At 74.8% G+C, this 12401-nt stretch carries 10 protein-coding genes; 5 read left to right on the top strand and 5 right to left on the bottom strand.

Annotated elements, in window-relative coordinates:
- Positions 1-163 precede the first annotated feature (163 nt).
- Together ET526_RS10430 and ET526_RS10425 are read left to right on the top strand one after the other, a co-directional pair.
- Positions 164-466: a hypothetical protein gene (locus tag ET526_RS10430; RefSeq protein WP_135467634.1), complete on the top strand. Its 303-nt coding sequence runs from the start codon at positions 164-166 to the stop codon at positions 464-466.
- A gap of 99 nt (positions 467-565) precedes the next feature.
- A complete protein-coding gene (locus ET526_RS10425; RefSeq protein WP_135467633.1) occupies positions 566-1186 on the top strand; it encodes a hypothetical protein in 621 nt (206 codons plus the stop codon).
- A gap of 14 nt (positions 1187-1200) precedes the next feature.
- On the opposite strand, the gene ET526_RS10420 is transcribed toward ET526_RS10425, so the two are convergent.
- The 3 genes from ET526_RS10420 to ET526_RS10410 form a co-directional block, all read right to left on the bottom strand.
- Positions 1201-2886, bottom strand: coding sequence for a thiamine pyrophosphate-binding protein (locus ET526_RS10420; RefSeq protein WP_135467632.1), 1686 nt, complete (start codon positions 2884-2886; stop codon positions 1201-1203).
- A gap of 79 nt (positions 2887-2965) precedes the next feature.
- On the bottom strand, positions 2966-4576 hold the full coding sequence (locus ET526_RS10415) for a serine hydrolase domain-containing protein (protein ID WP_135467631.1): 1611 nt from the start codon (positions 4574-4576) through the stop codon (positions 2966-2968).
- The gene (locus ET526_RS10410; protein ID WP_135467630.1) at positions 4576-5550 is read right to left on the bottom strand and encodes a S1C family serine protease; all 975 of its coding nucleotides are present in this window, start codon (positions 5548-5550) and stop codon (positions 4576-4578) included. The genes ET526_RS10415 and ET526_RS10410 overlap by 1 nt, the downstream gene beginning before the upstream one ends.
- Positions 5551-5700: 150 nt before the next feature.
- Between ET526_RS10410 and ET526_RS10405 the strand changes: the two genes are divergently transcribed.
- The gene (locus tag ET526_RS10405) at positions 5701-6342 is read left to right on the top strand and encodes a NeuD/PglB/VioB family sugar acetyltransferase (RefSeq protein WP_158295555.1); all 642 of its coding nucleotides are present in this window, start codon (positions 5701-5703) and stop codon (positions 6340-6342) included.
- 103 nt (positions 6343-6445) lie between these two features.
- Positions 6446-6760: a quaternary ammonium compound efflux SMR transporter SugE gene (gene sugE / locus ET526_RS10400; protein WP_135467628.1), complete on the top strand. Its 315-nt coding sequence runs from the start codon at positions 6446-6448 to the stop codon at positions 6758-6760.
- 179 nt (positions 6761-6939) lie between these two features.
- On the opposite strand, the gene ET526_RS10395 is transcribed toward sugE, so the two are convergent.
- The gene (locus tag ET526_RS10395; RefSeq protein ID WP_135467627.1) at positions 6940-7830 is read right to left on the bottom strand and encodes a fumarylacetoacetate hydrolase family protein; all 891 of its coding nucleotides are present in this window, start codon (positions 7828-7830) and stop codon (positions 6940-6942) included.
- Between the two features lie 207 nt (positions 7831-8037).
- On the opposite strand from ET526_RS10395, the gene katG reads away from it, so the two are divergent.
- Entirely contained in the window at positions 8038-10257 is a 2220-nt protein-coding gene (katG, locus tag ET526_RS10390) for a catalase/peroxidase HPI (protein WP_135467626.1), read from the top strand.
- Between the two features lie 70 nt (positions 10258-10327).
- Here katG and ET526_RS10385 read toward each other — a convergent pair whose 3' ends face one another.
- Positions 10328-12379 (bottom strand): hydantoinase/oxoprolinase family protein, encoded by a 2052-nt coding sequence (locus ET526_RS10385; RefSeq protein WP_135467625.1) that lies wholly within the window; start codon positions 12377-12379, stop codon positions 10328-10330.
- Positions 12380-12401: the final 22 nt, after the last annotated feature.

Below are 12401 nucleotides of genomic sequence, written 5' to 3'. Positions count from 1 at the left end.
GGCCGTGCCGCCAGGCGAGATGGCAACCGTTCCAGCACCGTGCATCACGCCCAGTTCAGCCCGATCCACGCCCAACCTTCCATCATCCCGCGCGCTGAGCGCGTTGTGGGCGCTGGCAGCGACCGCAAGCACAAATCGCTCCATGCGCGAAGGGAGGGGGACCATGACCGATCAGGGGAATGCCGGCCCCGCCGAGGCGGCGGGCCCGGTCTTCGACAGCTACGTCATCGCCGCCACGCCCGCCGCCGTGCCGCCTGCGGGGGCGCGGCTGGCGCTGCGCCGCTCGGGGCCGCTCGGCCTCGCGCTGCACACGCGGGACGGCCGCCAAGTCGGGCTGCTGCCGCCGGCGGAGGCGGAGACGCTGCGCCGCTGCCTCGGCGCGGCGCGGCGGCTGCGGGCCTGGGTGCGGGCCGTGGTGCCCTGCCGCCTGCGGCCGCGCATCCTGGTGCGGTTCGAGGGCGGGTGACACTGTTACACTCCGGTACATTCCGGGAGGTTGGCAGGGGAAGAGGGGGGCGCCACCTCGGCGGTGGATCCTCGCTCCCTCGGTAGGGATGGAATGGAGATGACCGCTACACCCCCGGGCCTCAGGGCCGCGATCCTCGCGCTTCCCCTCGCCCTCGCGGCCGCCGCCTGCGCCCCCGTGGGGCCGGTGCCGACCGCGACGCTGCCGCCGGATGCCGTGACCGGCGCGGGCGACCCGACGCGCGCGGCGATCATCGGCACCGCCAGCGCCTTCTCCTCCCCCGACCGCCTGGCCGGCCGCCCGGCCGAGGCGGCGCGCGCGGTGGCGAATTACGAATACCTGGCGGTGGAGCTGCCGACGGGGCCGCGCTGGCGCGGCTTCACCGGCACGCTGGAGGGGCAGCTCCTGGAGGGGCGGGCGGAACTCCGCCAGGCTCTCGGCATCGCGCCCGACGCGCCACCGCAGGCGGTGATCGATTCCCTCTATGCCGCCTCCCGCGCGCTCAGCGCCGGCGATCAGGCGGCGGCGGAGCGGCTGCTGTCTCCCCCCACCTATCAGGGCGGCGGCGCGGCGACGCTGCAGCGCCTCGCCGCCCTGCCGCCGATGCCGCGGGTCAATGTCGCCGCCGCCGGCGCGGCCGGCGAGCTGCACCGCATGGACACGCAGGGCCAGTTCCGCAGCCAGGGCGCGGACAGCCCGGGCGGCGCCGGCTACCGCTAGGGGGCACAGGCGGCCTACCCCGCCTCCCCGCCCTGGCGCGCCCAGATGCCCATGCGGCTGTAGGGCGCATAGGGCGGGAAGGCGCCGATCGCCGTCATGTCCACCTCGACCAGCGAGGGGCCGGGCGTCGCCACCGCCTGCGCCACGGTCGGGCCGAGCTCCTCGGTCCGGGCGACGCGGAAGGCGGGCAGCCCGGCCACCGCGGCGAGCTTCTGGAAGTCCGGCCCCAGCAGGTCGCCGTAGAAGAAGCGGCCGTCCTGCAGCGCACCCTGGATGTGTTTGATGACGCCGTAGCCGCGGTCGTTCATCACCATCACCACCAGCTCCGCGCGTTCCTGCACCGCGGTCCAGAGTTCGGTCTGGTTCAGCGCGAAGCCGCCGTCGCCGACCATGGCGACGGCCTTGCGCCCCCCGCCGGCGAGCGCCGCGCCGATGCCCATGGGAAGGCCCGGCCCGATCGCCGCGCTCACCGGGTGCACCGCATCGCGCGGGCCGTAGACCGGGAAGATGCGGTTGCCCCAGGAGGAGTTGCTGATGGTGACGTCGCGCACCCAGAGCGCGTCGCGCGGCAGCGCCGCGCGCAGCCGCTCCGGGAATTCGGCATAGGGGCCGAGGGTCTCGCGGTACTCCGCCAGGGCGCGGCGGCGCATCTCCTGGAACTCGGCGGCGAAGCCGGGCTCCACCCGCATCCGCCCGCGCAGCCGCTCGGCAAGCGCCGCCATGGTCAGCGCGGCGTCGCCGCAGACGAAGGCCGCGCAGGGATAGGTGCGGCCCCGGGCGGCCGGGTTCACGTCCACATGGATCAGCGTCGAGGGCAGCTTCAGGGTGAAGTCCGCCGTCTCGTGCCCGCGCAGCCGGCTGCCCACCACCAGCATGGCGTCCACGTCGCGGTAGAATTCCTGCACGCGGGGGGAGCCGTTGCCGTGCATCCCGCCGAGCGTCATCGGATGGTCCTCGGGCACGATGCCGCGGCCGTTCCAGGAGCTGACGGCGCCGAAGCCGAGCTCCATCAGCCGCATCGCCTCCGCCCGCGCGCCCTTGGCGCCGTTGCCGAGCCAGAGCATCGGCCGCCGCGCCCGCGCCAGGATCTCCGCCGCCTCCTCCAGGGCCGCCGGATCGGGCGGCAGAGGCGGTGGCAAGGGCAGCGCCAGGGTGTCGAGGCCGGCGGGGCGGGGAATGGCGGTGCGCTGGACGTCGATCGGGATCTCGACGCTGACCGGCCCCATGGGCGGGGTCAGGGCCAGCGCCGCGGCACGGGTCAGCACGCCGAGCGCCTCCTCGGCCGCGCGCACCCGGAGGGCGGCCTTGCACACGGCGGCGAGCATCGCGGTCTGGCCCGGCAGGTCGTGGACCGTGCCCATGTCGCGGTCGAGGTGGCGCGTCGCGGTCTGACCGGTGATGTGCAGCACCGGGCTGCCGGCGAAGGAGGCCTCGGCGAGGCCCGGCACGGCGTTCGCCGCACCGGGGCCGGTCGAGGAGAACACCACGCCGAGATGGCCGGAGACGCGGGCGTAGGCATCCGCCATGTGCGCCCCGCCCATCTCGCCGCGCGCCATGACGTAGCGGATGGCGTTGCGCCGCCCGATGCCGTCCAGCATCGGGATGTTGTGCACCGAGACGATGCCGAAGCAGGTGGTGACGCCGATGCGGGCGAGGAACTCCGCCACCAGGTCGCCGACGTTGTAGGTGCCCTCGGCCATGCCGCTTCCTCCGCCCCTGTTCCCTGCCGGCACTGTGCCACAGGCGGCGGGGGATGCATTCCCCCCGGCCGGGTCCTGTTCAGGCCGGCTCCCGCGCGAAGCGCAGGTCGCGGGCGCGGCCGCCGCTGACCGAGAGCGCCTCGGCCCGCCCGGCGGCGTCGCGCAGCACCCGCCCGTCCAGCCAGCCCGGGAACAGCGTGCCCGGGACGTGCACCCGGAAGGCGTCCGGGGCGACGGGGGTGATCCGCCACGGCCCGGCGGAGACCAGCGGGCCGCGGACCCGCGCCGCCATCTCCCCACCCTCCGGCGCGATGCTCCACGCCGCGTCGAGCTCGGCGCAGCGCCAGGGGCCGGCGAGGTCGGCGGGCAGCGCCGCCCCCTCCGGGGCGCGGCGGAAGCGGGAGAGGGTGCCGGCGCTGGTCTCCACCACCAGCTCCCCGCCCTCGGGCGGGGCGACGAGGAAGGGGAAGCCGCCGCGGCGGGCGGTGAGGCGCCCGTCGCCCGTCGGCACCAGGGCGAAGGGGACGCCGTGCTGCACCGCCTGCAGCTCGCCCGCCCCGGTCAGGGAGAATTCGAGCGTGGTCGCGGTCTCCGGCTCGATCCAGCGCCCGAGCAGCGGCTCGAGCGCGGCGCGCGGCGGCGGGGCGGGGGCGGGGCGCACGCCGGGCAGCCCCTCCACCGCCGCGTCGAGGAGCTGCTGCGCCAGCAGGTGCGGATCGACGCCGCCATGGTTGGCGAGGGCGATCACCGTCAGCGACAGGTCCGGCACGCGCAGGAAGGCGCTGCGGAAGCCGGGCCACAGCCCGCCATGGTCCACGGTGCGCAGCCCGCGATACTCCCCCACCTCCAGGCCGCGCGCGTAGCGGTTCATCCGCCCGTTGGCGAAGGGCGCCTGCATCGTCAGCGCCTCGGCGAGGTCGCGGCCGATGACATGGCCCGTCGCCAGCGCCCGGTCCCACAGCGCCAGGTCCTCGACACAGGAGACGAGGCCACCCTCGCCGCCGAGGGGGAAGCCGTGCCGTGCCTGGACGAAGCCCCCCTCGCGCGGCAGGTAGCCGGTGGCGAGGCCGGGCACCACCGCTTCCGCCTCCGGCGTCAGGCGCGTGCGCGTCATGCCGAGGGGGAGGAGGATGCGCCGCTCCAGGAAGGCGCCGAGGGGCTCGCCCGCCACCCGCTCCACCACCTGGCCGAGCAGCAGGAAGCCGGTGTTGGAGTAGAGGAAGCGGCTGCCGGGCGGGAAGTTCAGCCCGCGCTGGCGGAGGATGGCGGCGAGGAGGTGCTCCGTGCCGCAGGGCTGCGAGAGGTCGGCCCCGCCCATGCGCATCAGCTCCAGCACGTCGCGCAGGCCGGAGGTGTTGCGCATCAGGTGGTCGAGGGTGATGCGGGCGCGGAGGTCGGGCAGCTCCGGCAGGTGGGCGCGGATGTCGTCCTCGGGAGAGAGGCGCCCCTCCCGCGCCAGCAGCAGGATGGCGGCGCAGGTGAACTGCTTGCTGACCGAGGCGATGCGGAAGCAGGTCTCCGGCCCGATCGGCACGCCGAGCTCGATGCTGGCCATCCCCGCGCCCTCGTGCAGCACCAGCGCGCCGCCGCGTACCAGGCCGAGGGCGGCCCCGGGCGCGCGCGCACCCTCGAAGGGGGCGAGCAGGCGCCGCGCCGCGCGGCGCAGCGCGAGCAGGCCGAGCTCCGCCATCAGTGCAGCCGCGGCGCCTTGAGGAAGGCGCGGCGGTCCGCCGAGCGCAGCACCACCTCCTGCATGCCGCCGTCGCGGGCGATGGTCAGCCGCACCCGGCAGCCGGCGTTGCCCGAGGCCCAGACGGCGCGCCACAGCCCGGGCAGGTCGCCGATGCGGGTGCCGCCCACCGCCACCACGCGGTCGCCCTCCTCGAGTCCCGCCTGCTGCGCCGGGCCGTTGCGCGCCATGGAGCTGACCACCACGCCGGTCTCGTCCTCGGTGGCGTAGAGGCCGAGCCAGGGCCGCGCCGGCCGGTTCACCCGCCCGTAGGCCAGCAGGTCGTCGAGGATCGGCGGCAGCAGGCTGGCCGGCACCACCATGTTGAGATCGATGCGCCGCCCCTTGCCGTCCTGCTGCTGCATGACGAGGGAGCCGATGCCGAGCAGCCGGCCGTCGCCCCCGATCAGCCCCGCCCCGCCCCAGGAGGGGTGGGCGGGGGCGGTGAAGATCGCCTCCTCCAGCAGGTATTCCCAGTAGCCGGCGAATTCCTGCCGCGCCGCGACGGTGCAGCGCAGCGCGTGCCTGCGCCCGCCGGCGCTGGCCAGCACCGCCGCATCACCGGGCCGCGGCGCCTTGCCGTCCTCCAGCTTCAGCGCCGGCAGGTTCAGCCGCCCCAGCGCCTGGATCAGGCCGAAGCCGGTCTCGAAGTCGTAGGCGAGGGCGTGGCCGGGAACGGCGCGGCCGTCATGGGTGGTGAGCCAGATCGTCTCCGCCTCGGTCACCAGGTAGCCGATGGTGGCGACCAGCCCGTCGGAGCGGATCACCACCCCGCTGCCGATCCGCTCCGTGCCGAGGGTCTGCGCCGTGAAGCCGTCCGGCGGGATCATCGCCTTCACGCCCACCACGGCGGTCAGGGCCTGGTCGAGGTCGAAGCCGTAGTCGGAGGGATCCGGCTGCAGCTCCGGCGGGATCTCCCATTCGCTGGTGTCCATGCCTTGCGGGTCCGCTCCGACGGTCTGGCTGATGGGATGGCTGGAACGGGCAATATCGGGCGGCGGGGCCGCTTCGCCAACGTCGGCCGGCGCCGGGGCGTGGCGGCGCCGGCCGGCCTCCGGCACAATCGCGCGGCGGTTGAGGGCGGGATGGCGATGACGGAGGCGGTGGTGGTGCTCGGCGCGGGAGGGCACGGGCGGGCGCTGATCGAGCTGCTGCGCGACCTGCCCGCCTATGCCCCGATCGGCGTGGTGGACGCGGCGCCGCGGGCGGAGGCGGTGCTCGGCCTGCCGGTGCTCGGCACCGAGGCGGCGCTGCCGGGGCTGCGGGCGGCGGGGATCCGCCTCGCCGTGGCGGCGCTCGGCGAGAACGCGGCGCGGCGCGCGGCGGCGGCGCGCCTTGCCGCGCTCGGCTTCGCGCTGCCGGCGCTGGTGCATCCCTCGGCGGTGCGGGCGCGCAGCGCCGTGGTGGAGGAGGGGGCGGTGGTGCTGCCGCGCGCCGTGCTCGGCGCCGGCGTCCGCATCGGGCGGCTCGCCATCGTCAACAGCGGCGCCGTCGTCGAGCACGATGCGGAGGTGGGCGAGGCGGCGCATGTCGGCCCCGGCGCGGTGCTGCCCGGCGGGGTGCGGCTGGGGGAGGGGGCGCTGGTCGGCGCCGGGGCGTGCTGCCGCCCCGGCGTGGCGATCGGCGCCGGCGCCGTGGTCGGGGCCGGCGCGGCGGTGGTCGGGGACGTGCCCGAGGGGGCGGTGGTGGGCGGCGTGCCGGCCCGGCCGCTGCGCCCGACGGCTTGACCGCGCCCCGCGCGGCCCCATCTGCCGGGCGGGCGTGGACGACCTCGCCCGTTCATCATTCCGGTGGGGACGACCCTGCCACGGACCCGAGGGAGGCTCCGTGATGGCCTGGGTCGTCCTGCTGCTGGCCGGCCTGCTGGAGATCGGCTGGGCAGTCGGGCTGAAGTATTCGGCGGGCTTCACCCGCCTCGTGCCGTCGCTGCTGACGGCGGGGAGCATGGCGCTCAGCCTGCTCCTGCTCGGCCTGGCGCTGCGCACCCTGCCGCTCGGCACCGCCTACGCGATCTGGACCGGCATCGGTGCCGCCGGCACGGCGCTGCTCGGCATCCTGCTCTTCGGTGAGGCGGCGACGCCGGCGCGCCTCGCCTGCATCGGCCTGATCCTCACCGGGATCATCGGCCTGAAGCTGGCGGGCTAGAAGATTTTCCGTTCGGCCTGGCTCACGGCGAATGCCCTGGCTCATTGGGTGTGCGAGCCTCTTCACCCGTTCAGGTGAGGCCACCTGAACAGGATCCGCTCCAGGACGGATCGCAGACGGCCGGAAGCGCGGTTTCGCCCCAGGAGGAGGCGGCGCTCCGTCCCGCGCCGGGCGCGCGTTCAGCCCTCCGCCACGCGGTTGCGCAGGCGGCCGATGCCGTCGATCTCGCACTCCACCACGTCGCCGGGCTGCAGCGTCCGCGGCGGCTGCATGGCGTAGCCCACGCCCTCCGGCGTGCCGGTCAGCACCACGTCGCCGGGCTTCAGGGTGAAGCCGAGGGAAAGCTGGTGGATGATCTCCTTCACGTCGAAGATCATCTTCGAGGTGTGGCTGTCCTGCCGCTTCTCTCCGTTCACCCAGAGGCGGATGCCGGTGGCGAGCGCGTCCAGCTCGTCCGCCGGCACGATCCAGGGGCCGAGCGGGCAGGAGCGGTCGAGCGACTTGCCCTTGAACCACTGGCCGTGGCGGCGCTGCAGGTCGCGCCCCGTCACGTCGTTGCCGATGGTCCAGCCGAACACGTGGTCGAGCGCCCGCTCCCGCGGGATGTCGCGCCCCTCCCGGCCGATGACGAGGGCGAGTTCCACCTCGTAGTCGAGCCACCGCGTCACGCCGGCGTGCGGCGGGATCGTCTCCTCCGGCCCGATCACGCAGTCCGGGGCCTTGGTGAAGAATTGCGGGTATTTCGGCACCTCGGACTGGGTGATGCCGCGGGTGCGGTCGCCCTCCGCCACATGGTCCATGTAGTTGCGGCCGACGCAGAACACGTTGCGCCGCGGCCGGGGGATGGGCGCGAGCAGCCTGACCGCCACCAGCGGCAGCACCGCGCCCGGGGGCGGCTGCGCGGCGAGGCGCTTCGCCTGCGCCCAGGCCTCCGGCCCCGCCTCGATCAGCCCGACCATGTCGGCGGCGGCGGCGAGGCCGGCGGCGCAGAGGTCGAGCACGCGGCCCTCCTCCAGCACGGCGCCGACACGCGGCCCCTGGGCGTCGGCGATGGTGGCGAGCCTGGTCATGAGGCGATCCCTCCCTCGGTGTCGCCGCGCAGCGGAGCGCGGCGGCGGGAGGCTGGCAAGCCCGGCCGACGGCCGGCAGCGCCGCCGCTGCGCTTGGCGCGACGGTTTCAATCGACGCATTCGATGCATTCGACGAAAAAAAAACCGTTTCCATCCATCGCCACCCGCACCTAGCCTCCCCGCGGCATCCAGGGGAGGACCAGGATCATGGACACGAATCAACCGAGCGGCCCGCTGAGCTGCCCGATGAAGAAGCCGGCCGCGCTGCGGTCCCTCCTCGGGAGGACCAACCGCGACTGGTGGCCGAACCAGCTCCCGCTCGACATCCTCCATCAGAAGGGTCGCACCGGGAACCCGATGGGCGATGACTTCGACTATCGGAAGGAGTTCCTGTCCCTCGACTACGCGGCGCTGAAGCGGGACCTGCACGCGCTGATGACCGACAGCCAGCCCTGGTGGCCGGCGGATTACGGGCATTACGGCCCGTTCTTCATCCGCATGGCCTGGCACAGCGCCGGCACCTACCGCACCGGCGACGGCCGCGGCGGCGCCTCCTCCGGCGCGCAGCGCTTCGCGCCGCTGAACAGCTGGCCCGACAACGCCAACCTCGACAAGGCGCGCCGCCTGCTCTGGCCGATCAAGCAGAAGTACGGCCGCAAGATCTCCTGGGCCGACCTGATGATCCTGGCCGGCAACGTCGCCATCGAGTCGATGGGCGGGCCGGTCTTCGGCTTCGGCGGCGGGCGCGAGGACGTGTTCGAGCCCGAGAAGGACATCTACTGGGGCTCCGAGGAGCAGTGGCTGGGCGACACCCGCATCACCGAGGAAAAGGTGCTCGAGAGCCCGCTCGCCGCGGTGCAGATGGGCCTGATCTACGTCAATCCCGAAGGCCCGGGCGGCGTGCCGGACCCGGTCCAGTCGGCGCGCGACATCCGCGAGACCTTCGCCCGCATGGGCATGAACGACGAGGAGACCGTCGCGCTGACTGCGGGCGGCCACACCTTCGGCAAGTGCCACGGCGCCGGCGACCCCAAGAAGATCGGCGCCGAGCCCGAGGGCGCCGACATCGCGCTGCAGGGCCTCGGCTGGCAGAGCGGCCATGAGAGCGGCTTCGGCGACCACACCATCACCAGCGGCCTCGAGGGCCCGTGGACGCCGAACCCCATCAGGTGGGACGGCGGCTACTTCCACATGCTGCTCGACTACGAGTACGAGCTGGTGACCAGCCCCGCCGGCGCCAAGCAGTGGCAGCCCATCAACCCGAAGCCCGAGGACATGGCGCCGGGCGCGCACAGCCCCGACCGCCGGGTGCCGACGATGATGACCACCGCCGACCTGGCGCTGAAGGTGGACCCGAAGTACCGCGCGATCGCGGAGCGGTTCCGCGCCAACCCGGACGAGTTCGCCGACGCCTTCGCCCGCGCCTGGTTCAAGCTGTGCCACCGCGACATGGGCCCGAAGGCGCGCTACCTCGGCCCCGAGGTCCCGGAGGAGGACCTGATCTGGCAGGACCCGATCCCGAAGGCGGACTACGCGCCGATCGACGCCGCCGACGTGGCGGAGCTCAAGCGGAGGATCCTCGCCTCCGGCCTCACCGTCGCCGAGCTGGTGGCGACGGCCTGGGCCTCGGCCTCGACCTACCGCGGCTCCGACCACCGGGGCGGCGCCAACGGCGCGCGCATCCGCCTCGCGCCGCAGAAGGACTGGGAGGTGAACGAGCCCGAGCGGCTCGCCAGGGTCCTCAAGGTGTACGAGGACATCAAGGCCGGGTTCGACGCCACGGCCGGCGGCGGCAAGAAGGTCTCGATCGCCGACCTGATCGTGCTCGGCGGCTCGGCCGGGATCGAGAAGGCGGCGAAGGAGGCCGGCCACGACATCGAGGTGCCCTTCACCCCGGGCCGCACCGACGCCACCGCCGAGCAGACCGACGCCGAGAGCTTCATGCCGCTGGAACCCAGGGCCGACGGGTTCCGCAACTACCTCCAGGTCTCCTTCAACGTCCCGACCGAGGAGCTGCTGATCGACCGCGCCCAGCTCCTCGGGCTGAGCGCGCCGGAGATGACCGTCCTCGTCGGCGGCCTGCGCGTGCTCGGCGCCAACCACGGCGGCAGGAAGGAGGGCGTGCTCACCGACCGTCCGGGCCAGCTCACCAACGACTTCTTCGTCAACCTGCTCGACATGGGCACGGCGTGGAAGCAGGTGGACGGGCACGCGGACGAGGTCTTCGTCGGCACCTGCCGCAAGACCGGAGAGGAGAAGTGGACGGCGACGCGCACCGACCTCGTCTTCGGCTCCAACTCCCAGCTCCGGGCGCTGTCGGAGGTCTACGCGTCCGCCGATGCGGGGCGGAAGTTCGTGGATGACTTCGTCGCCGCCTGGACCAGGGTGATGAACGCCGACCGCTTCGACCTCCTGGCCCGGGCCTGACCGCTCCGGCGGCCGCCGCGGCGTTCCGGCGCCGCGGCGGATCCCCGGCGGCGCGGGAGGTGGCGGGCGGTCAGCCCAGCGCCACGTCCAGCCACCCCCGACCGTCCATCCGCGCCGCATCGCCGGGGCGCAGCAGCACGGTGGTGGTGGCGCTCTCCACCAGCGCCGGCCCCTGCACCGCCTGGTCCGGCGCCAGCGCCTCGAAGCGGAACACCGGCGCCTCCGCCACCCCCTCCTCCAGCCAAACGCGCCGGCGCGCCACCGGCTCGGCACGCGCCGCGGCGGGGCGCGCCGCGACGGGGGGCTGCGGCAGGCGGCCCACCACGGCCACGCGCGCATTCACCAGCACCACCTCCTCCCCCGGCAGGTCGTAGGTGAAGAGGGCACGGTGGCGGGCGTGGAAGGCGGCGCGGAGCTGCCCGGCGAGATCCGGCCCGTCCCAGGCGATGCCGTCCAGCGGCACCGCCACCTCGAACACCTGCTCGCCATAGCGCATGTCGGCGCCGCGCAGCGCCGTGACCTCGCCACTGTACCAGCCCTCCATCCGGGCGCGGCCCTGGCGCTCCAGCCGCTCGAACAGGGCGCGGAGCTCGGCGTCCTCCGGCATGCCGCCGGCGCCGATGACGCTCTGCGAGACCTCGTAGCGCAGGTCGGACTGCAGCATCCCCCAGGCGGAGAGCCCCGCCGCGAACAGCGGCACCACGGCGCGCCTGAGGCCGAGCTCCCGCGCCACGGCGGTGGCGTGCAGCCCCGCCGCGCCGCCGAAGCCGAGCAGGGCGAAGCCGCGCGGGTCCACGCCGCGCCGCACCGTGGCGACACGCACCCCATCGGCCATGCGCGCGTTCACCAGGCGGTGGATGCCGGCGGCGCACGCCTCCGGCGCCAGGCCGAGGCGCGCCGCGAGCCCCGCCACCGCGCGCTCCGCCGCCGCCGCGTCGAGGCGCTTGCGGCCGCCGAGGAAGTTCGCGGGGTCGAGGTAGCCGAGCACCAGGTTGGCGTCGGTGACGGTGGGCTCCGTGCCTCCCTGGCCATAGCAGGCGGGGCCGGGGACGGCGCCGGCGCTGCGCGGCCCCACCTGCAGGGTGCCACCCGGGCCGAGATGCGCGATGGAGCCGCCGCCCGCGCCGAGCGTCACGATGTCGAGGCTCTCCAGCGCGATCCGCTCGCCCCCGACGCTGCGGCCGCGGCCGAGCGCCGCCTCGCCCCCCGCCACCAGCGCGATGTCGGTGGAGGTGCCGCCCATGTCGAAGGTGACGAGGTCGCCGCCGAGCCCCTGCCGCGCCAGCGCCACCGCCGCGGCCACGCCGCCCGCGGGGCCCGAGAGCGCCGTGCCGACGGCGAGCCGCGCCGCCTCCTCCACCGGCGCGACGCCGCCATGGGAGAGGATGACGAAGAGCGTGCCCCGGTATCCCGCCTCCTCCAGCCGCCCCTTGAGCCGCGCCAGGTAGCGCGACACCGCCGGCCCGACATAGGCGTTCACCGCCGTGGTGGAGAAGCGCTCGAACTCCTTGATCTGCGGCAGCACCTCGGCCGAGCAGGTGACGTAGGCGCCGGGCAGCGCGCGCGCCACCGCCTCCGCCGCCGCCTGCTCGTGCGACGGGTCGCGCCAGGAATGCAGGAAGCAGATGGCGACCGCCTCCGCCCCCGCCTCGCGCAGCCGGGCGATGGCGGTGTCCAGCGAGGCGGCGTCGAGCGGCGTCTCCACCCCGCCATCGGCGCGCAGCCGCTCGCGCACCGGCAGGCGCAGCGAGCGCGGCACCAGCGGCTCGGGCGCGGGCAGGCGGAGGTCGTAGCGCTCCGGCTTCAGCCCCTCGCGCATCTCGATGACGTCGCGGTGACCCTCGGTGGTCAGCATCGCCGCCTTCGCGCCCCGGCGCTCCAGCAGCGCGTTGGTGGCGACCGTGGTGCCGTGCACGATGCGCTCGGTGCGCCGCAGCAGCTCCGCCAGCGTCAGGCCGAGCGCCTCGGCCAGGTTGCCGAGGCCGGCGATCACGCCCTCGCTCTGGTCGGCGGGCGTGCTCGGGGCCTTGGCCAGCGTCTCGGTGCCGTCCGCGGCGATGCCGACCACGTCGGTGAAGGTGCCGCCGACATCCACGCCGATGCGGTACGCATCGCTGCGCATCCGATTCAGCTCTCCGCGCCGT

Source organism: Crenalkalicoccus roseus, from assembly GCF_004761865.1.
Lineage (GTDB): Bacteria > Pseudomonadota > Alphaproteobacteria > Acetobacterales > Acetobacteraceae > Crenalkalicoccus > Crenalkalicoccus roseus.
The sequence above is the reverse complement of the archived record's forward strand: the minus strand, read 5'-3'. Positions and strand labels throughout refer to the sequence as shown.